We start from the raw sequence: 17,339 nt of genomic DNA on the forward strand, positions 1-17,339 counted from the left end.
CCCGAACACGTGTCCGATTCTGCGTGGGTGGCAGGATTGTCGCCATGACGCTTGCCCAGGGAAGAGCACCGAAGGAGCCTGCGGAGGGGAAGGCGAGCCGACTCGACGACGCAGTAGGGCCGCAGACGGAGGCAGTCGTCGATCTGGACGCGATCGCGCACAACGTGCGTGTTCTGCGTGAATTTGCCGGGGATGCAGCGTTGATGGCGGTCATCAAGGCGGACGGATACAACCACGGCGCAGTTGCGGTGGCGCGGACGGCGCTCTCGGCGGGAGCCCGGGAACTCGGCGTCACCACCATCGCGGAGGCACTGGTCCTTCGCGAGGCAGGCATCACCGCTCCCGTCCTTGCCTGGCTGCACGGCGTCGACGCCGATTTCGCCTCGGCGATCCGATCGGACGTCGAGATCGGCGTGTCCTCCCCGCGACACCTGGCCGCTGTCGTCGACGCGGCACGGGTTCTGGGACAAAAGGCGATGGTGACGCTCAAGGTGGACACCGGTCTCAATCGCAACGGCGTATCGAGAACCGAGTGGCCGCAGATGCTCGACGACCTCGCCACTGCGCGGGACGAGGGCACGATCAGGCTGCGCGGAGTGTTCTCTCACCTCGCGCACTCGGACGAACCGCATCACGACGTCATCGACATGCAGAAGCAGCGTTTGATCGACGCGGTTGCCGACGTCCGCGCTCGCGGATTCGACCCCGAAGTCGTTCATCTTTCCAACTCCGCTGCTACAGTCACCCGTCCTGACCTGCGGTTTGACATGGTTCGGCCCGGAATCGCGATATATGGACTGTCTCCGGTGCCCGAACTCGGAGATTTCGGTTTACGACCGGCGATGACGCTGCGAGCGAAGGTGATTCTGGTGAAGAAGGTAGCCGCCGGAGAGGGCGTCTCCTACGGGCATCAGTGGGTCGCACCGCACGACACCACTCTTGCGCTGCTTCCCGTCGGCTACGCCGACGGTTTGTCTCGCTCACTGAGTGGCAAGTTCGAAGTGCAGTTGGGCGGTAAGCGTCGCCAGGCTGTCGGGCGAATCTGCATGGACCAGGTATTGGTGGACCTGGGTCCGGACGGTGACGGAGTTCGCGAAGGCGACACCGCGATCTTCTTCGGCAACGGCGATCACGGCGAACCCAACGCGCAGGCCTGGGCCGACGTACTCGACACCATTCATTACGAGGTCGTGACCGGGATACGTGGACGCACTGTGCGTACGTACATCGGGGGAGAGACGTCATGAAGACTGCAGGAAAGATGAGCATTCTCGGTGGCCTGCTCAGCGCCGTGGCGCTCGGCTCGATGGCCGGCGTGAACGCATTCAAGACCGCGACGCGTCCGGGCCGGGAAATCTACGCGGACGAGGACTTCGACCTCATGACGCGCGACCGCAAGAGCACGGTGCGCACCGAGGACGGTGTCGAGCTGGCAGTTCGCGAAGTGGGACCGGACGACGCTCCGCTGACAGTCGTTTTCGTGCACGGATACTGCCTGAGTGCGCTGTCCTGGCATTTCCAGCGCCGCCAGCTCGAAGAGCGATGGGGCAACAAGGTTCGCATGGTGTTCTACGACCAGCGCGGACACGGAGACTCGGGCATGCCGCGTTCGAAGAGTTGTACGGTTTCTCAGCTCGGCCGCGACCTCGCGACCGTCGTCGAGGCCAAGGTACCCAAGGGACCGATAGTTCTGGTCGGTCACTCGATGGGCGGCATGACGGTACTCGCGCTCGCCGGTCAGCGACCCGAATGGTTCGAGGGCCGAGTCATCGGCGTGGGGCTGGTCGCGACGACGGCGGCAGGCCTGGCCGAGACCGGCCTGACCCGCAATCTGCAGAATCCGATCATCGACGGATTCCGGTTGGCAGTGCGCACCTCACCAGGAATAGTTCAGCATGCCCGGGGCGCTGCGCGAGTATTGATCACGCCGATCCTGCGTGCGGCCTCGTACGGCACCGATGTCAGCCCACGGCTGCATGAACTCTCGGACGGCATGCTCGACCGGACCTCGGTTGTGACCATCGTCAATTTCCTGCGGACGTTGGAACTACACGACGAGTCCGCTTCTCTCGAGGTCCTCGCGCACACACCGGCAGTCGTGATCTGCGGCGATCAAGACATGATGATTCCGTTCATCAGCTCCAAGCGTCTCGCCGCCGATCTCCCCGAATCCGAACTCGTGCGAGTTCACGGGGCCGGCCATCTGGTGCAGCTCGAGTTCCCGGCGATCGTGACGGACGCAATCGACAAGTTGGTGCAGCGAGCGCAGGTAGAAGAGCGGTCCGATGTCGGCTGAGAACTCCACGGGACTTCCCGTGTCCGGACAGATCACGTTGGAAACGGCCGAGGATACCGAGGCTTTCGGCCGACGCTTGGCGGCGGGACTTGTTGCCGGCGACCTGGTGGTGCTGGACGGTCCACTCGGGGCAGGCAAGACCGCGTTGACGCGCGGAATCGGCGCCGGGCTCGGGGTGCAGGGCCGGGTGACGTCCCCGACGTTCGTCATCGCTCGTGAGCATCGTTCGGGCACCCGCCCTGGCGGCGGAGTTCCCGTCGGCATGATCCACGTCGACGCATACCGGCTGGGAGACAGCGGACCGCATGCGCTCGACGAACTCGATGCCCTCGACCTCGACACCGACCTCACCGATGCAGTGGTGGTGGTCGAATGGGGTGGTGACGTCGTGGAAAGGCTCGTCGAACGGCACCTGCGAGTGCAGCTTCATCGGGAACCCGAATCGGATGTGCGGACTGCGAGTTGGTCCTGGACGACGTGAAACGGAGTTTGGTGTCACAGACGTCGTGAAACGGAGTTTGGTGTCACAGACGTCGTGACCCTCCCGGGCCGGAAGTAGTTCTTCACGTGCGGGTACCCTGAGAAATCGTGCTTGTTCTCGCAATTGACACCTCCACTCCGGCAGTCACTGCCGGAGTCGTCTCCCTGTCGGCTTCGTCGCCGGACCCAGTGGCACCGGACACAGAGTCACCGGACACAGTGGAGACGCTTGCCGTGCGTGTCACGGTCAATCCTCGTGCGCACGCCGAGGTCTTGACCCCTCACGTCCTCGAATGCCTCGCCGAGGCAGGGCTCACACCGGCCGACTTGAACGCCGTCGTCGTGGGTGTCGGGCCAGGGCCGTACACCGGACTGCGTGTCGGCATGGCGACGGGCGCTGCCTTCGGTGACGCACTCGGTGTTCCCGTGTACGGCGTGTGCAGCCTCGATGCGATCGCGGCTGCGGTACCGACCACACCGAGCCTGCTCGTCGTGACTGACGCGAGGCGTCGCGAGATCTACTGGGCGCGCTATGACGGCGGAGTGCGCGTCGAAGGACCGGCTGTGAATTCCGCCGGCGACGTCGATCCTTCGCCTTCGACGCTGATTGCCGGATCCGCTTCGCACGTGGACTTCTTCGATCTACCCGTCGACCCGGCGGAGACACCTTCACCGGCCGGGTTGGTGACAGTCGCTGCTCGCGAGATCCTGTCCGGCTCGGTTCCGGCCCCGCTGGAGCCGCTGTACCTCCGACGCCCGGACGCGAAGACCCTTGCAGAACGTGGCAAGTGAGACAGAGCAGATGAAGTACAGCATCGAGCCGATGAACGTCGATGACGCCGAACGGTGCGCGGAGTTGGAGCGCGCGTTGTTCGCAGGCGACGGACCCTGGAGCGCACAAGCATTCGTCTCGGAACTTGCAGGCGCACATAATCATTACTTCGTTGCCCGGGAGCCTGACGGTCACGTCCTCGGCTACGCCGGAGTCGCATTGTTGGGGGCGTCGCCCAACATGGAGGCCGAGGTTCACACCATCGGTACAGATCCCTCGGCTCAGCGACTCGGAATCGGCGGCGCGTTGCTCGATGCGCTTCTGACTCTGGCGGATTCACGGCAGTGCCCGGTGTTCCTGGAAGTGCGCACCGACAACGAACCTGCCATCGCGCTGTACCGGCGGGAAGGATTCGAGATCGTCGGAACACGAAAGAAGTACTACCAGCCCAGTGGGGCAGATGCGTACACGATGAGACGGCCTGCCGTGCTCGGTGTCCGCGAAATTGAGGAGCAGCAAGCATGATCGTCATGGGTGTCGAAAGTTCTTGCGACGAAACAGGTGTCGGTATCGTCCGCTGGAACGGTGACGGAACCTGCGAATTGTTGGCCGACGAGGTGGCATCGAGCGTGGATCAGCACGCCAGGTACGGGGGAGTGGTTCCCGAAGTGGCCTCGCGGGCTCACCTCGAGGCGATCGTGCCGACGATGCGCCGTGCCCTTGCTGCCGCCGGTATCGAGAAGCCCGACGCGCTGGCCGTCACCATCGGACCCGGCCTGGCCGGCGCGCTGCTGGTCGGTGTAGCCGCAGCGAAAGCCTATGCGGCAGCATGGAACATCCCGTTCTATGCGGTCAATCATCTCGGCGGTCACGTCTCGGTGGACACTCTCGAGCACGGTCCGTTGCCCTCGTGCGTCGCATTGTTGGTCTCCGGCGGTCACACACACCTGCTTCACGTCGAAGATCTGGGCAAGCCCATTGTCGAACTGGGCACGACTGTCGACGACGCCGCCGGTGAGGCCTTCGACAAGGTGGCCAGACTGCTCGGACTCGGCTTTCCCGGTGGACCGGCACTCGATGCTGCTGCGCAAGAGGGAGATCGGAACGCAATCGCCTTCCCTCGCGGTATGACGGGGCCGCGCGATTCGCGGCACGACTTCTCGTTCTCGGGACTCAAGACGTCCGTCGCGCGCTATGTCGAATCGAAAGAGCGCGCAGGCGAGACCTTTTCGATCCCGGACATCGCTGCCTCGTTCCAGGAAGCGGTTGCAGACGTCCTGACGATGAAGGCAGTGCGTGCAGCCAAGGATGTCGGTGTTGACACGTTGGTTCTCGGCGGCGGCGCCACGGCCAATTCGCGCATCCGCTCACTCGCCGAGCAGCGCTGCGCCGAAGCAGGCATCACGTTGCGCATTCCGAAACCTCGACTGTGCACGGACAACGGCGTGATGATCGCATCGTTGGCCGCTCACCTGATCGGAAACGGCGCAGGCCCTTCGGAATTGAGTGTTGCGACGGACCCGGGGCTGTCGGTCTCCGTCAGCCAGCTGATGCACTGAAAATCGGCCGACTGAGAATCAGCCGACCGGGGCCGGTTCCCGATCCGGTGTGGTCGCGGGACCGTTTTCGGGCATCGAGGTATTCGGTTCACCGGGCTTCGTCGTCGGATCACCACCACCAGGGGTAGTGATTTCGGTTTCGGTGGAACCGGATCCAGGAGTCTCCGGCGTCGTCGGGTTCTCGCCGCCGCTTTCACCCGGGCCGAGACCGCCGCCGGGGTTTGCCTCGGTCGGATCGACCGGGGGCGTCGCCTCGGTGTCCGGTAGCGTCGGCCACCACGCCGGTGGATCGGGCAGCGTGATTCCGGGAATGGTCGGCCAATTCGGAGTGGTCGTTGTCGTGGTCGGCGGCGTGGTTGTCGTCGAGGTGTCCGGGATCGGCGCAGGCGGAAGTGTGTACTGATGCGTTGTGTACGAGTGCGTGTCGTAAGGCTGCGAGTCGAACGGGGTGGTGGGATACCCGTACCGAGGATACGTGCTGCCGGCTACCGAAGGCAGAGGATCATGAGACGGAATGATCGTCGATCCGGTGCTCGGTGTCGCTTCGGGGCTCACCGTCGTCGTGGTCGACCCGGTTCCGACGGGCGAGACCGCGGTGTCGTCGGTCGGAACCAATTCCTTTGCGCCGTAACCGAGTACCAGTCCGCCGACCACGAGCGCACCGATCAACGCTCCCGATACCTTGGCGGTGGATCCGGAGCGCTGGTCACTTCCGGAGCCCAGCAGCGGGAAACGAATTGCGGTGATCGAATCTGCCAGGAGTGCAGCACCTTTGGTTGCCGCAGTCTCGGGCTCGACGATCTCGACCATGGGGATGTCGACGGCAGCGGCGACGGCGGACCGCACGGCCGGAATATGTGCGCCACCGCCGATGAGTACAACGGCACCGACGGGCCGCGGTGAGCCCTTCACGACTTCACGGATGAAGGTGACGGCGCGCTCGATATCCGGGGCGATGATGGCCTCGAACTCGTCGCGCGTGATCGTCATCGCGTCGATCGGAAGGTCGACGGTCACCTTGGTGGACGTGGACAGTTGCTCTTTGGCGACATGGCACCGGGCGGCAAGAAGTTCCGCGTCGGTGTACCGGCGCAAGTGCCCTGGAGCCTTCTCCGTCACGAAGTCGACCAATGCCCGGTCGATTCCGGCCCCTGCGAGGGCGTCGATACGGTCGGAGTGCAGAACTTCACCGGTGTGGTCGACGACGGACACCGTCAGACCTTGATCACCGACGTCCACCTGAGCTGTCGTGTCGTACCGCTCGGTTTTCCCTGTCTCCGCGAGATACGCGTGTACGGCGGCAGGCTCGGGGATTGCACGGACCTGCTTCGGCGAGCGCGAAAGAGATGACCTGATGCTCGCGAGTTGATCGTCCGTGCGATAGCTGACACCGATCGAGCGCGGCGCTTCAGATCCGTCCGTTACCTGCGTCGTCATCAGCTTGATGGATGCTCTGACAAGGTCACCGACGTTGGAATTGGCCTGATCCGCCGAGACGAAGCGAGTCTCGGCAGGCACGGCGCCTGGCGCGTTTGTGCTGGTATCGGTGTCGACGAGTGCTGAATAGACACCGGAAGATCCAGTGGAAATTCCCAGTGAACAACTCATCGCACACCTCCTCACAGTCAATACCGGTCAATGTTCAATCGACCGCCGTTATATGAACGTTACAGAAGGTTCGTGAGGATTGCTCAGTGCTTTTCGTCTCCGTGACGTCCTTTTCGGACCGAAAGGGTGGTTTTACCTGCGAAATTGTCGATCATTGATTCATGCGGAAAAAAGGCGATTCTCCCCACATCGACCGGGAACGACGACGCGCGCTGATCCGTGGTGCAGTGCTTCGACCCACGCTGACGGTGATCGCCTTCGGATGCGCGTATTTCTTTCTGCCGTGGATCGATGTACATACCGCCAGTGCAATCTTCCTCTTGATCGGTGGAGGCGCCGCGGTACTTGCCGTGACCACCTGGCAGGTGTGGCGAATTCTGCGTTCCGATGTGCCATCTCTGCAGGCGGTCGAAGCTGTGGCGGTGGTGATGCCGACGTACTTGTTGTTGGTGTCCATCACTTATTTTTCGGTCGAGCATGCAAGCCCTGGCAGTTTCACCGAACCGCTGTCGCGTATGGCGGCGCTGTACTTTTCGTTGTCCGTCTTCTCGACAGTCGGATTCGGTGACATCGCCGCGCAGACGGACCTTGCCCGGGGGCTCGTGAGCCTTCAGATCGTCTGCAATCTGGTGTTGATCGGATTCGGCGTTCGATTCGTCGTTGCCGCAGTGTCGTGGGCGAAAGCGCACCGCTCGCCTTCGAGCGGACCTGAAATCACCTAGGACACTGCGGCAATCGGAGTCATCGTCCGGTGTGAACCAACAATTCGACGTTCTGGTCGACGCCGGTACCCGTCAGCTTCGGGTCGCGGTGGATGTCGTTGAACGACAGTTCGCGGTACAGCGAGGCGAGCCCGGCTGCCGACTTGTCGCTGTAGTCGACGGAATTGGGACTCTCCGCCTCGAAGAGCGTCGCAAGCAACGACACCGTTCCGTCATGGTTGTCCGCGATCTCGATGATGCGTCCGAGTTGCGGGTAGTCGATGTGAGAGGCGGTGTTGATCTCCCAGAAGCCCTGCTCGGGGGTCGCGCCGGGCCACGGGGTGATCTTGTTCTCGTGGGTGTGTCCGTTGACCCAGGCAAGTACGTTCGGGAAACGATGCAGCAAGTCGAGAAGCTGTGAACCGCGCAGGCGTGGCTCGAGGACGTTCTCGGGGTCGGGAATGAGATTGTCCATCGTGTCGCTCGTGTGGTGACTGAACAGCACGAAATACGTGTCACCTCGCGACTCGGTGACGCGAGAGCCCGCGGCGTCGTAGTAGGTGCTGCTGCCGGCGCGCAGGGTGTTCTCGATCCACTGGAACTGAGCGGCGCCCAGCGAACCGTCGACGAGGCCCGCGCGGTTGGTGGAGTCCATGCTGATGCCGACGACGCCCGGTGCGATCTCGAACGAGTAGTAACCGATACCGGTTTCGCCGGCGTCGGGGGCGAAACCGTGTCCGACGGGGCCGGGACCGGTGTGCGCGGGATCAAGATGTGCGGCGATGAACTGTCGCGGTGTGAACGGCGCGCGCGACGGGTCGGGGGTGACCTGGCGCGGCGGCGTCGTGAAGGCGGACAGGATTCCGGGTATCGCACTGGGATCGAACTTGGTGGCGACGTCGATCTGCTTGGCCTGCTCCGGTGAACCAGGCACCTCGAATTTGAGAGATCCCGTGTACATCGCTTCGAGCGGCGGGATGCCGCTGGGCACCGTGCCGGACACCGAATCGTCGTGGTTGCCGAACACGCAGTACCAAGGGGTGTTCAGGCCGGGGCTCGACACGGGCGTGAAAGCGGCACCGAAGAAATCGGGGATCTCCGGGAATCCGGCCTTCTTGTACATGTCGAGCATCGGTGACTCGGGGTTCCAGTAGAGATCGGCACCCGAGTTCTGTACACCCTCGTAGCGGTCCTTGGCACCGGTGTTGGCGACGACGGTTCCGCCGTTGAGTGAGGTGAGGAACCAGTCGAGTTCGGCGAATTCCTTGTTGTCCGTGTTGTCGCCGGTGGTGACGACGGCATCGAAGGGTCGCGACGTGTGCGGGCCACTGCCGATCGAATTGACCCGGCGGACAAGTGAAATCAGCCCGTGCGCCGTCAGGGTCTCCTGGGGGCGGAACGCCGAGCCGGTGATCTGGTGGACGTACTCGAATCGCATGGGGGACTGGGCGTCGACGATGTGGACGTCGGTCAGCTGCACGAGTGAGGCGAGTGCGGTGCGTCGGTCCTCGCGTCCCGACTTCGGCTCGGCCAACTCGCTGCGCACGATGTTCGCCCAACCGGGTCCGGCGGTGAGCTTGGTGTAGCCGCTACTGCTGACGGGGGTGGACACGGACTCGAGAGTGGTGCCAGGACCTGACGTCGGAATGGTCGACGCGCCTGCATATTGCAGGCCCCACGGCTTGCCAAGGCTGACCGCGCCGACGGCGCCGAGTCCGGCGAAGGTCAGAAAACTACGGCGATTGATGTTCGTCACGAAGTGAACAATAGGTGAACGTGGTGGACGGCTGTCCTGTTTCGCTCTGGACGAAGAGAAAAATGCGCCCAGTCCTTGAGGGTTGGCACTCTCACGTATAGAGTGCCAATTGGCGCTGATCGAGTTCCGGCACCCGCGACGACGGGACTGCAGTGACGCGCCGTAAACGGCATACCCAAACAGCTGTCCGAGGATCGCCTCGGACGCACATACCCCAAAGTGGAGGGCTCATCGTGGCGAGCGTCAACATCAAGCCGCTCGAGGACAAGATCCTCGTCCAGGCCAACGAGGCTGAAACGACGACGGCTTCCGGCCTGGTCATTCCTGACACAGCCAAGGAAAAGCCCCAGGAGGGCACCGTCGTTGCAGTCGGCGAAGGCCGCGTCAACGAGCAGGGCAACCGCATCCCGGTCGACGTCAAGGAGGGTGACACGGTCATCTACTCCAAGTACGGCGGAACCGAGATCAAGTACGCCGGCCAGGAATACCTGATCCTGTCGGCACGCGACGTGCTGGCTGTCGTCTCCAAGTAAGACACACGTGATCCGCCCCGGAGTCCACACAGGATCCCGGGGCGGAATGCGTTCACGCCCCGAAGATTCAGGAGCTGACAGAACAGATGTCCAAGCAAATTGCGTTCAACGAGACCGCACGCCGCGCTCTCGAAGCCGGAGTCGACAAGCTTGCCGACGCCGTCAAGGTGACCTTGGGCCCGCGTGGACGCCACGTCGTGCTCGCCAAGGCATTCGGCGGCCCCACCGTCACCAACGACGGTGTGAGCATCGCCCGTGAGATCGAGCTCGAAGATCCCTTCGAGAACCTCGGCGCACAGCTCGTCAAGAGCGTCGCCACCAAGACCAACGATGTTGCCGGCGACGGCACCACCACCGCGACCGTTCTGGCCCAGGCCATCGTCCGCGGCGGACTCAAGAACATCGCAGCGGGCGCGAACCCGATGGCTCTCGGCGTCGGCATCAACGCCGCAGCCGACAAGGTCGTCGAGGAACTGCTCGCCGCAGCCACCCCCGTCGAGGGCGAGAAGTCGATCGCTCAGGTCGCCACCGTCTCCTCACGTGACGAAGAGATCGGCAAGCTCGTCGGCGAGGCACTCACCCGTGTCGGAACCGACGGCGTCGTGACGGTCGAGGAATCCTCCACCGTTGCAACCGAACTCGTTGTCACCGAAGGTGTTCAGTTCGACAAGGGCTACCTCTCGCCCTACTTCGTCACCGACATCGATGCGCAGAAGGCCGTCTACGAAGACGCGCTGATCCTGCTCTTCCGCGAGAAGATCAGCTCACTTCCCGACTTCCTTCCGCTGCTCGAGAAGGTTGCCGAATCCGGCAAGCCGCTCTTGATCATCGCCGAGGACGTCGAGGGTGAAGTTCTCTCCACCCTCGTGGTCAACTCCATCCGCAAGACCATCAAGGCCGTCGCCGTCAAGGCGCCGTTCTTCGGTGATCGTCGCAAGGCATTCCTCGACGACCTCGCAGTCGTCACGGCAGGCACCGTCATCAACACCGACGTCGGCCTCTCGCTCAAGGAAGCCGGCCTCGAGCTGCTCGGCAGCGCTCGCCGCGTTGTCGTCACCAAGGACGAGACGGTCATCGTCGACGGTGCAGGCACCGCTGACGACATCGCGACCCGCGTTGCGCAGCTGCGTCGCGAGATCGAGAACACCGATTCGGATTGGGACCGCGAGAAGCTCGAAGAGCGTCTGGCGAAGCTGTCCGGCGGCGTGGCCGTCATCAAGGTCGGCGCAGCCACCGAAACCGATCTGAAGGAACGCAAGTTCCGCGTCGAGGATGCGGTCAACGCAGCCAAGGCAGCAGTTTCCGAGGGCATCGTCCCCGGTGGCGGATCGGCTCTCGTTCAAGCCGGTACGGCTCTGATCGGGAACCTCGGCTTGACGGGTGACGAGGCCACCGGCGTTGCCGTGGTCCGCGAAGCCCTCAACGCCCCGTTGTTCTGGATCTCCAGCAACGCAGGCATCGACGGTTCCGTCGTTGTCAGCAAGGTCGCCGAGATGACCAAGGGCGAAGGCTTCAACGCTGCCACCCTCACCTACGGCAACCTGCTTGCCGACGGCGTCGTCGACCCGGTCAAGGTCACTCGCTCGGCAGTGGTCAACGCCGCTTCCGTCGCGCGCATGATCCTCACGACCGAGAGCGCCGTCGTCGAGAAGCCAACCGAGGAAGTTGCCGACACCGGACACGGTCACAGCCACTGACTCGCTGCTCGTAGTTTCGACAAAGAAGAGATCCCCCACCGGATTCCGGTGGGGGATCTTTTTTCGTCTGGCGATCAGATGAGCGGGATCGTTGCGAACGGCTCGCTCGTCGGCTGCTGCGATCCGCCGGGCGGTTCGACAGTGAACGCCAACTTCGTATTCGGACCGATGCCGTCGAGCACCACCTGAGTAGTGGGTTTGACGTCGCCCGGAGCCATCGTCCCCATCGGGATCATCGTGGTGTCGTCGGTGTCGCCCGGCACCAGCCACATCTGGTAGACGGTATCCGGACTCGGGGGAGTCACATCGTTCATCACGAGGACTGCGGCGTCTTCGGAGGGCGAGAACAGCGTCGTGGCACTACCGCCGCCCGGGATGTCACGCGTCGTGGCATGAACGTCGGGTGCTGCCATGATTTCGGACGCGGCGTTCTGCGGAGGCGTGTTGTCGGACAGCGTGCGTCCGATTCCGATGCCGCCGACCAGGATTGCGACTGCGGCGGCCGCCGCAAGAGCCATGGTCCACGGGCGTCGACGGTTACGACGCTCGGCCAGCGAAACCGGGGCGTTGGGAGCCGCGGTCTGTTCTGCGATCGAGGCGAGGACGCTTCTGCGCAGCGACGGCGGGGGCTCGACGGCGTCGACGACGGTCATCGCGGCCATGGTTTCGGCGGTGAGCCGGACCTGGGCGTCGAATTCGGCGCGGGTCGCGGAGTCCGAAGCGGCAAGTCGTTTGTCGACCTCACGGCGCTCGTCGAGGTCCAACGCATCGATCGCGTAGGCGTACGCGTAGTCGATCAGCTCTTCGTCCATCTCACATCACCCCCAAACATCCACGTAGGCGCAGTAGTCCGTCGCGAATTCGCGACTTGATCGTGGGAATCGCCACGCCGAGATCTTCGGCCACCTCGCGGTACGTTCGGCCGCCGTAATAGGCGAGAGTCACCGATTGGCGCTGAGTGTCCGTCAGCGTTTCGAGACAGTCGGTGACAGCACGATGCTCGTCTCTTCGTGTCACTTCGTCGCTGACGACGTCGAATTCGGGAGTGGCATTGGTGGTGTCGTAGAGAGCCTGTCGATCCGAACTCGACTGTTCGGAGCGCACGCGATCCACTGCGCGCCGGTGTGCAAGTGTCAGGAGCCAGGAAAGCGCGGACCCCTTGGCAGGGTCGAAGCTGTCGGCTGATTTCCAGGCCTGGAGGTAGACCTCTTGGACCGCTTCCTCGGAGAAACCTGGATCACGGAGTACACGAAGAACCATGCCGTACACACGGGAGCTGGTTCGGTCGTAGAACTCGGCGAAGGCGCTCTGGTCGCCACCGGCGACGTTCGCGAGGATCACTGCCAGCTCGCGTGATTCCGCGATTCGCGCGGTGCGGGCCGCAGAATTGTCCGTCGGGCATGCGTCGGCCGCATCCGACGCATGGTCTGGCTCGCTCACGAAGAGTTGTCTCGCTTCATCGCGTACAACCGTAGCGTGCATGTCCGGTTCTTTTCTCTTGGCCCGCCGTTGGCCGCTGTGCGCCTTTATTAACCGCGGGGGGTTGATAAAGGCGCACAGCAGGTGGGGACTACTGCGGCATCAGCACCGAATCGATGAGGTAGACGGTGGCGTTTGCGGTCTTGACTCCACCGCAGACGACAGTTGCGTCGTTGACCTTGATGTTGTCACCGGATCCGGTGACGGTAACCGTTCCGCCCTCGGCGGTGGGGTGAGTTCCGTCGATCGCGTCAGGGGCGATCTGGCCGGGAACCACGTGGTAGGTGAGGATCTTGGTCAGCGTGGCGCTGTCCGTCTTGAGGCTGTCGATCGTGGCGGGGTCGATCTTGGCGAATGCCGAGTCGATCGGTGCGAAGACGGTGAACTCGCCGCCGTTGAGGGTGTCGACCAGGTTGACGTCCGGGTTGAGCTGGCCGGAGACTGCCGCGGTCAAGGTGGTGAGCAACGGATTGTTGGATGCCGCTGTGGCAACCGGATCCTGGGCCATTCCGCTGACCGATCCGGCGCCGCTCGGCACTGCAGCTGCATAGTCGGCACAACCTGCACCGACCAGATCAGAAGCAGGCTCCGCCATCGCGCTGCTGGGAGACATGCTCGATCCCATGGCAGAAGACGTCATGGCGGCGCTGGACGTGTCGGTCGACGAATCGTTGTCGTCCGAGGAGCAACCGACCACGCCGAAGACGGCGAAAGAGGCTGCTGCGGTGACTGCCAGAACTCGAGTAGAGGTGTTCATGGGTCTGCCTTCCTGAAGGGATGTGCTGAGGTGCACTGTCAGAAGGCATTCGGAGGCGGGCGTCGGTCGGATGGGTCGTGTCGGAAATTCTTTTCGACAGTGTCCCGTCCACACGCATTTTCGACGGTGTCCCGTCCACACGCAAAAGCCCCCGAAAACTCTCGGGGGCCTAGTGCGCTCTACCTACGTGTATCAGGAAGCTATGCGGGTGGTGCGACGGTGGCGCGCGTGTAGTTCACGTTCGGTTTCCGACATTCCTCCCCAGATGCCGTACGGCTCGGCGACGGTCAGCGCGTGGCTGCGGCACTGCATCAGGACCGGGCACTGACGGCACATCTCTTTTGCGCGGGTTTCGCGCTGGGCACGTGCTCTACCGCGTTCGCCATCGGGATGGAAGAACATGGAGGAGTCGACTCCGCGGCACAGACCGTGCATCTGCCAGTCCCAGATGTCTGCGTTGGGGCCTGGAAGGTGATTCGGTGCAGGCATGTTGACTCCTTACTGCAAGCTCGCGTTGATCAACGAGCGGACCAAGTTGCCCGGAGGTTATCCGGGCCTTCTGAATCGTTCACGCTTGCTAACCGTAAGGGTGCTGAGTAAATCGCGTCAATAGGCTCGTTCAGTGGCGATCGGCATATATCGAAATGCGAGAGTTAACGAAGTATATATTTACATTTCGGGCCCCTCGTGCGTTGTTCTGCGCCGATGTCGAAATTGGGTCGATCGAGGTGGCGGCCGGCAAGCCTGGCTGCTCGAGATGCGAAACCTACAGATCAGGGATATGTTCGAGGCTGATCGCCCGGCGAAATCACTCGGTCATTCGGCTCGGTTTGCGTCATTTGTCCGATATTGCGTGGGCGGGGTTGCACTCCATTTCGGGACTTAGTGCCCAAGTTTCAACTAGGACATCCGTCCAATAAGTAATGCGCAGTTAACGTCACGGATATATGCCCGTTAAATATCATTACGAGTACATTTGGCAAATCTCAGTTGAATATCTGATTAACTCCGACAAACTTGCCTTTTCGTGTTTCTTGCGACTTTTGGCATCGTTGGTGTGACGCCGGTCGTGCGAATGTCTGCTCGTGCTGCTGCGATGATCAACCTGTGTCGACACCTGCGCGCCCTCAATCACCTGTGCCCAACGAAACAACTGCACTTCCAGGGCCCCTCGAGTCTGCCGCGTTCGGTGCGGATCCGGATCTCGACCGCCTCCCGGCGCCTTGCTCTACCCGAGATTGGTGGACAACGGCAGTAGTGCTGGGTGGTCAGGGCCACTACGCAAGAGCGCGGGCTGCATTGGATGTCCTCGATCGGCTCACGGCCGGGTTCTCGACGCACTCGGATCGAGTTCTTGCCTCTCTGTCTGCCAGCACGAGGGCGTCGTTTCTTCGCCAGAGCGGACGCCATGCACTCGCGTCCACGTGGGACGGGCGCGCACTGGCGATCGTCGGCGGCCTGCCAGGTGATCCAGAGGCTGCCTGTGACGCTCTGACCGGTCTGGCCGCAGACGCCCTCGGCTGTGGCAGGCTCCCGCTCGGCTGGCGCCTGCTGGCGCAATGTCGGGCGCGTCTGGATGCCGAGGGCGGGCTGTGGCGGCAGGAAATTCGGATCGAATGGGTCTCCGCAGAATTGGCGTTGGCGGGAGGCGACTTCGCTCGTGCCCGCAGACACGCAGAACGCGCCGTCGAATTGTCAGCGGAATCGGAGTCTGTGCGGCACCGCGTGAAGTCGGATCTGCTGCGTAGCGCCGCGCTGACCGGAACCGACGCGAGCGCAGCCGTGAAGATGGCAGCAGATGTGTTCGCGCGGTGCCGGCAATACGGCCTGCTGCCCCTGGCCTGGGCGTCGTCTCTGTTGATCGAAGGTGTCAGCGGTGAGAGAACCTCACCGAGTGCCCGGGAGATCGGCGATCTGATTGCGATGCGTGGTGGATCACTCCTACCTTTGTCGTAACCACTCCACCGAAGTCTCCGGAGAACATTCCAGAAGGAGCTGTATCGATATCGCGACTGCTGGGCAGGTATGCGGAGACCAGTCGGTCCGGATGGTTACTCTTAGAGGGTTCCGCTGAGAGCGGGAGCACACCCGCTCGGGAGGTGCCACTGTAACGCCAGGATTTTCGCTGACGATGACAAATACGAGCGATGAGTTGGACACCGCGGTCGCCGCTGCTGCGCAGGGCGACCGTACAGCTCTAGCTTTGGTTCTGGAGAACATCCGACCGATGGTGGTGCGCTACTGCCGCGGTCGAGTGGGTGCGGCCGAGAGAGGACACCTGTCCGCTGACGACGTCGCACAGGAAGTCTGTCTGGCCGTGATGACCGCGCTGCCGCGTTATCAGGACCAGGGACGCCCGTTCATGGCCTTTGTGTACGGAATTGCCGCGCACAAGGTTGCGGACGCACATCGAAGCTCCGCCCGTAACAAGTCGGAGCCCGTTTCCGAAGTACCGGATGTAATAGCACTGGATGATGGTCCCGAACAGCGAGCTCTCGATTCGGAGTCCAGCAGACAGATGCACGAACTTCTCGGCACACTTCCGGAGAAGCATCGAGAAATCTTGATACTTCGCCTGGTGGTCGGGATGTCGGCCGAGGAAACGGCCGTCGCCGTCGGTAGTACCGCCGGAGCTGTACGAGTCGCTCAGCACAGAGCGATCGCGAAACTGAAAAAAGAAGTGACGAAAGCAGGTGAGAGCTTTGGCTAGAGACGAGGGGCATGACGCTTCGAATCTCGGTGATCTCGCCGACGACGGTACGCCAGTGGATTTGGCTGCGGTTCGGCGTGACGATGCGCTGATCGAATCCATTTCGAATGGTGGGCCGGTAGCAACCGATAGCACCGAACAGTACGAACTTGCGTTGATCCTCTCGCAATGGCGTGACGATGTCGTTGCGACTCCGATGCCCGAGGGTCCGTTGTTGGACGATGTCATCGCTGCAATCACAGCGACGCCGTCCGGCTTCTCCGATCGTCAGCGTTCACGTTCCCGTTCTCGATTGCGTGTGGTTCGTCCGATCGCCGCCGCTGCAGCTGTTGCAGCAGTGGTCTTCGGTGGTGCCACGGCGATGGCGTACGACGCCCAGCCCGGCGATGCCCTGTGGGGTGTCAAGCAGGTCGTCTTCGCCGACGAGGCCAACTCGACAGTTGCGAAGATCGACACGACTTCCGAGCTGGAAAAGGCCGAGCGGCTGCTGGCTGCCGGAGACATTCCTGCGGCAAAGATGGTGCTGGACAACGCAGCTCACCGTGCCGATGCAGTCAAGGACTCGCAGGACAAGACCGACCTCGTCGAGCGTTGGGGCAAGTTGATGACGCAGGTCCAGGAGACCACGTCACCCGTAGCGCCGCCGCCGACGAGTGGTCAGCCGGCCGGCCCGACCACTTCGATCACGGCAATTCCGGGCTCCTCGGTCAAACCGCTCAATCCTCAGGGACCTGGCGAACCGACAAGTTCGACCAAACCAGATCCGGGAGTGCAGCTGCAGTTGCCGCCGACGTCGGTTTCCTCGACGCCTCCGACCTCGTTGCCGACGACAACCACGACGACAACGACCACCACCACGACGACGACGTCTCTGGCGCCTGCCTCGTCGCCGTCCGGTGATTTCTCGTCACCGCCGCCCTGAGACCCGCTCTGATCGGCATCGTTCCGATCTGAATTCATACGAAAGTGGGGGGGGGGGGGGGGGGGGGGG

At 62.9% G+C, this 17,339-nt stretch carries 18 protein-coding genes; 12 read left to right on the forward strand and 6 right to left on the reverse strand.

Features of this window, described 5'->3' with window-relative positions:
* The first annotated feature begins 44 nt into the window (after positions 1-44).
* The 6 genes from alr (at position 45) to tsaD (ending at position 5,107) form a co-directional block, all read left to right on the forward strand.
* Positions 45-1,247 carry an alanine racemase gene (gene alr, locus ACN50D_RS29480; protein ID WP_007728606.1) on the forward strand — a complete coding sequence of 401 codons (1,203 nt, stop codon included), beginning with the start codon at positions 45-47 and terminating at the stop codon, positions 1,245-1,247.
* The gene (locus tag ACN50D_RS29485; RefSeq protein ID WP_204855610.1) at positions 1,244-2,296 is read left to right on the forward strand and encodes an alpha/beta fold hydrolase; all 1,053 of its coding nucleotides are present in this window, start codon (positions 1,244-1,246) and stop codon (positions 2,294-2,296) included. Before alr ends, ACN50D_RS29485 begins: the two co-directional genes overlap by 4 nt.
* Entirely contained in the window at positions 2,286-2,777 is a 492-nt protein-coding gene (tsaE, locus tag ACN50D_RS29490) for a tRNA (adenosine(37)-N6)-threonylcarbamoyltransferase complex ATPase subunit type 1 TsaE (protein ID WP_211920494.1), read from the forward strand. Before ACN50D_RS29485 ends, tsaE begins: the two co-directional genes overlap by 11 nt.
* Positions 2,778-2,884: 107 nt before the next feature.
* Positions 2,885-3,568 carry a tRNA (adenosine(37)-N6)-threonylcarbamoyltransferase complex dimerization subunit type 1 TsaB gene (tsaB, locus tag ACN50D_RS29495; RefSeq protein WP_047270201.1) on the forward strand — a complete coding sequence of 228 codons (684 nt, stop codon included), beginning with the start codon at positions 2,885-2,887 and terminating at the stop codon, positions 3,566-3,568.
* 10 nt (positions 3,569-3,578) lie between these two features.
* The gene (rimI, locus tag ACN50D_RS29500) at positions 3,579-4,073 is read left to right on the forward strand and encodes a ribosomal protein S18-alanine N-acetyltransferase (RefSeq protein WP_003940971.1); all 495 of its coding nucleotides are present in this window, start codon (positions 3,579-3,581) and stop codon (positions 4,071-4,073) included.
* Positions 4,070-5,107 carry a tRNA (adenosine(37)-N6)-threonylcarbamoyltransferase complex transferase subunit TsaD gene (tsaD, locus tag ACN50D_RS29505; RefSeq protein ID WP_007728610.1) on the forward strand — a complete coding sequence of 346 codons (1,038 nt, stop codon included), beginning with the start codon at positions 4,070-4,072 and terminating at the stop codon, positions 5,105-5,107. Before rimI ends, tsaD begins: the two co-directional genes overlap by 4 nt.
* Before the next feature lie 18 nt (positions 5,108-5,125).
* Here tsaD and ACN50D_RS29510 read toward each other — a convergent pair whose 3' ends face one another.
* Positions 5,126-6,715, reverse strand: a complete 1,590-nt coding sequence (locus tag ACN50D_RS29510; protein WP_118602441.1) for an Hsp70 family protein — start codon at positions 6,713-6,715, stop codon at positions 5,126-5,128.
* Positions 6,716-6,876: 161 nt separating this feature from the next.
* Between ACN50D_RS29510 and ACN50D_RS29515 the strand changes: the two genes are divergently transcribed.
* On the forward strand, positions 6,877-7,437 hold the full coding sequence (locus ACN50D_RS29515; RefSeq protein ID WP_007728612.1) for a potassium channel family protein: 561 nt from the start codon (positions 6,877-6,879) through the stop codon (positions 7,435-7,437).
* 19 nt (positions 7,438-7,456) lie between these two features.
* Here ACN50D_RS29515 and ACN50D_RS29520 read toward each other — a convergent pair whose 3' ends face one another.
* Complete coding sequence (locus ACN50D_RS29520; RefSeq protein ID WP_007728613.1) at positions 7,457-9,172, reverse strand: TIGR03767 family metallophosphoesterase; 1,716 nt, start codon at positions 9,170-9,172, stop codon at positions 7,457-7,459.
* Positions 9,173-9,405: 233 nt separating this feature from the next.
* Here ACN50D_RS29520 and groES point away from each other — a divergent pair, with 233 nt between their 5' ends.
* Both groES and groL read left to right on the forward strand, forming a co-directional pair.
* Positions 9,406-9,705, forward strand: a complete 300-nt coding sequence (gene groES / locus ACN50D_RS29525; RefSeq protein WP_003940763.1) for a co-chaperone GroES — start codon at positions 9,406-9,408, stop codon at positions 9,703-9,705.
* Positions 9,706-9,791: 86 nt separating this feature from the next.
* Positions 9,792-11,402: a chaperonin GroEL gene (groL, locus tag ACN50D_RS29530; protein WP_003940715.1), complete on the forward strand. Its 1,611-nt coding sequence runs from the start codon at positions 9,792-9,794 to the stop codon at positions 11,400-11,402.
* Between the two features lie 74 nt (positions 11,403-11,476).
* On the opposite strand, the gene ACN50D_RS29535 is transcribed toward groL, so the two are convergent.
* The 4 genes from ACN50D_RS29535 to ACN50D_RS29550 all read right to left on the reverse strand — a co-directional run bounded on the left by ACN50D_RS29535 (position 11,477) and on the right by ACN50D_RS29550 (position 14,127).
* Positions 11,477-12,214 carry an anti-sigma factor gene (locus ACN50D_RS29535; protein ID WP_064443365.1) on the reverse strand — a complete coding sequence of 246 codons (738 nt, stop codon included), beginning with the start codon at positions 12,212-12,214 and terminating at the stop codon, positions 11,477-11,479.
* Position 12,215: 1 nt separating this feature from the next.
* The gene (locus tag ACN50D_RS29540) at positions 12,216-12,884 is read right to left on the reverse strand and encodes a sigma-70 family RNA polymerase sigma factor (RefSeq protein WP_007728615.1); all 669 of its coding nucleotides are present in this window, start codon (positions 12,882-12,884) and stop codon (positions 12,216-12,218) included.
* Between the two features lie 88 nt (positions 12,885-12,972).
* Positions 12,973-13,638: a fasciclin domain-containing protein gene (locus ACN50D_RS29545; RefSeq protein WP_007728616.1), complete on the reverse strand. Its 666-nt coding sequence runs from the start codon at positions 13,636-13,638 to the stop codon at positions 12,973-12,975.
* A gap of 192 nt (positions 13,639-13,830) precedes the next feature.
* Entirely contained in the window at positions 13,831-14,127 is a 297-nt protein-coding gene (locus ACN50D_RS29550) for a WhiB family transcriptional regulator (protein ID WP_003940939.1), read from the reverse strand.
* A gap of 768 nt (positions 14,128-14,895) precedes the next feature.
* Between ACN50D_RS29550 and ACN50D_RS29555 the strand changes: the two genes are divergently transcribed.
* From ACN50D_RS29555 to ACN50D_RS29565, 3 genes are all read left to right on the forward strand, one after another.
* The gene (locus tag ACN50D_RS29555) at positions 14,896-15,594 is read left to right on the forward strand and encodes a hypothetical protein (RefSeq protein ID WP_003940892.1); all 699 of its coding nucleotides are present in this window, start codon (positions 14,896-14,898) and stop codon (positions 15,592-15,594) included.
* 175 nt (positions 15,595-15,769) lie between these two features.
* Complete coding sequence (locus tag ACN50D_RS29560; RefSeq protein ID WP_003940953.1) at positions 15,770-16,348, forward strand: sigma-70 family RNA polymerase sigma factor; 579 nt, start codon at positions 15,770-15,772, stop codon at positions 16,346-16,348.
* On the forward strand, positions 16,332-17,270 hold the full coding sequence (locus ACN50D_RS29565) for an anti-sigma-D factor RsdA (RefSeq protein ID WP_231917247.1): 939 nt from the start codon (positions 16,332-16,334) through the stop codon (positions 17,268-17,270). The genes ACN50D_RS29560 and ACN50D_RS29565 overlap by 17 nt, the downstream gene beginning before the upstream one ends.
* Positions 17,271-17,339: the final 69 nt, after the last annotated feature.

It is taken from the genome of Rhodococcus sp. SB1D (genome assembly GCF_048573875.1).
Taxonomy (GTDB): Bacteria; Actinomycetota; Actinomycetes; order Mycobacteriales; family Mycobacteriaceae; genus Rhodococcus_F; species Rhodococcus_F qingshengii.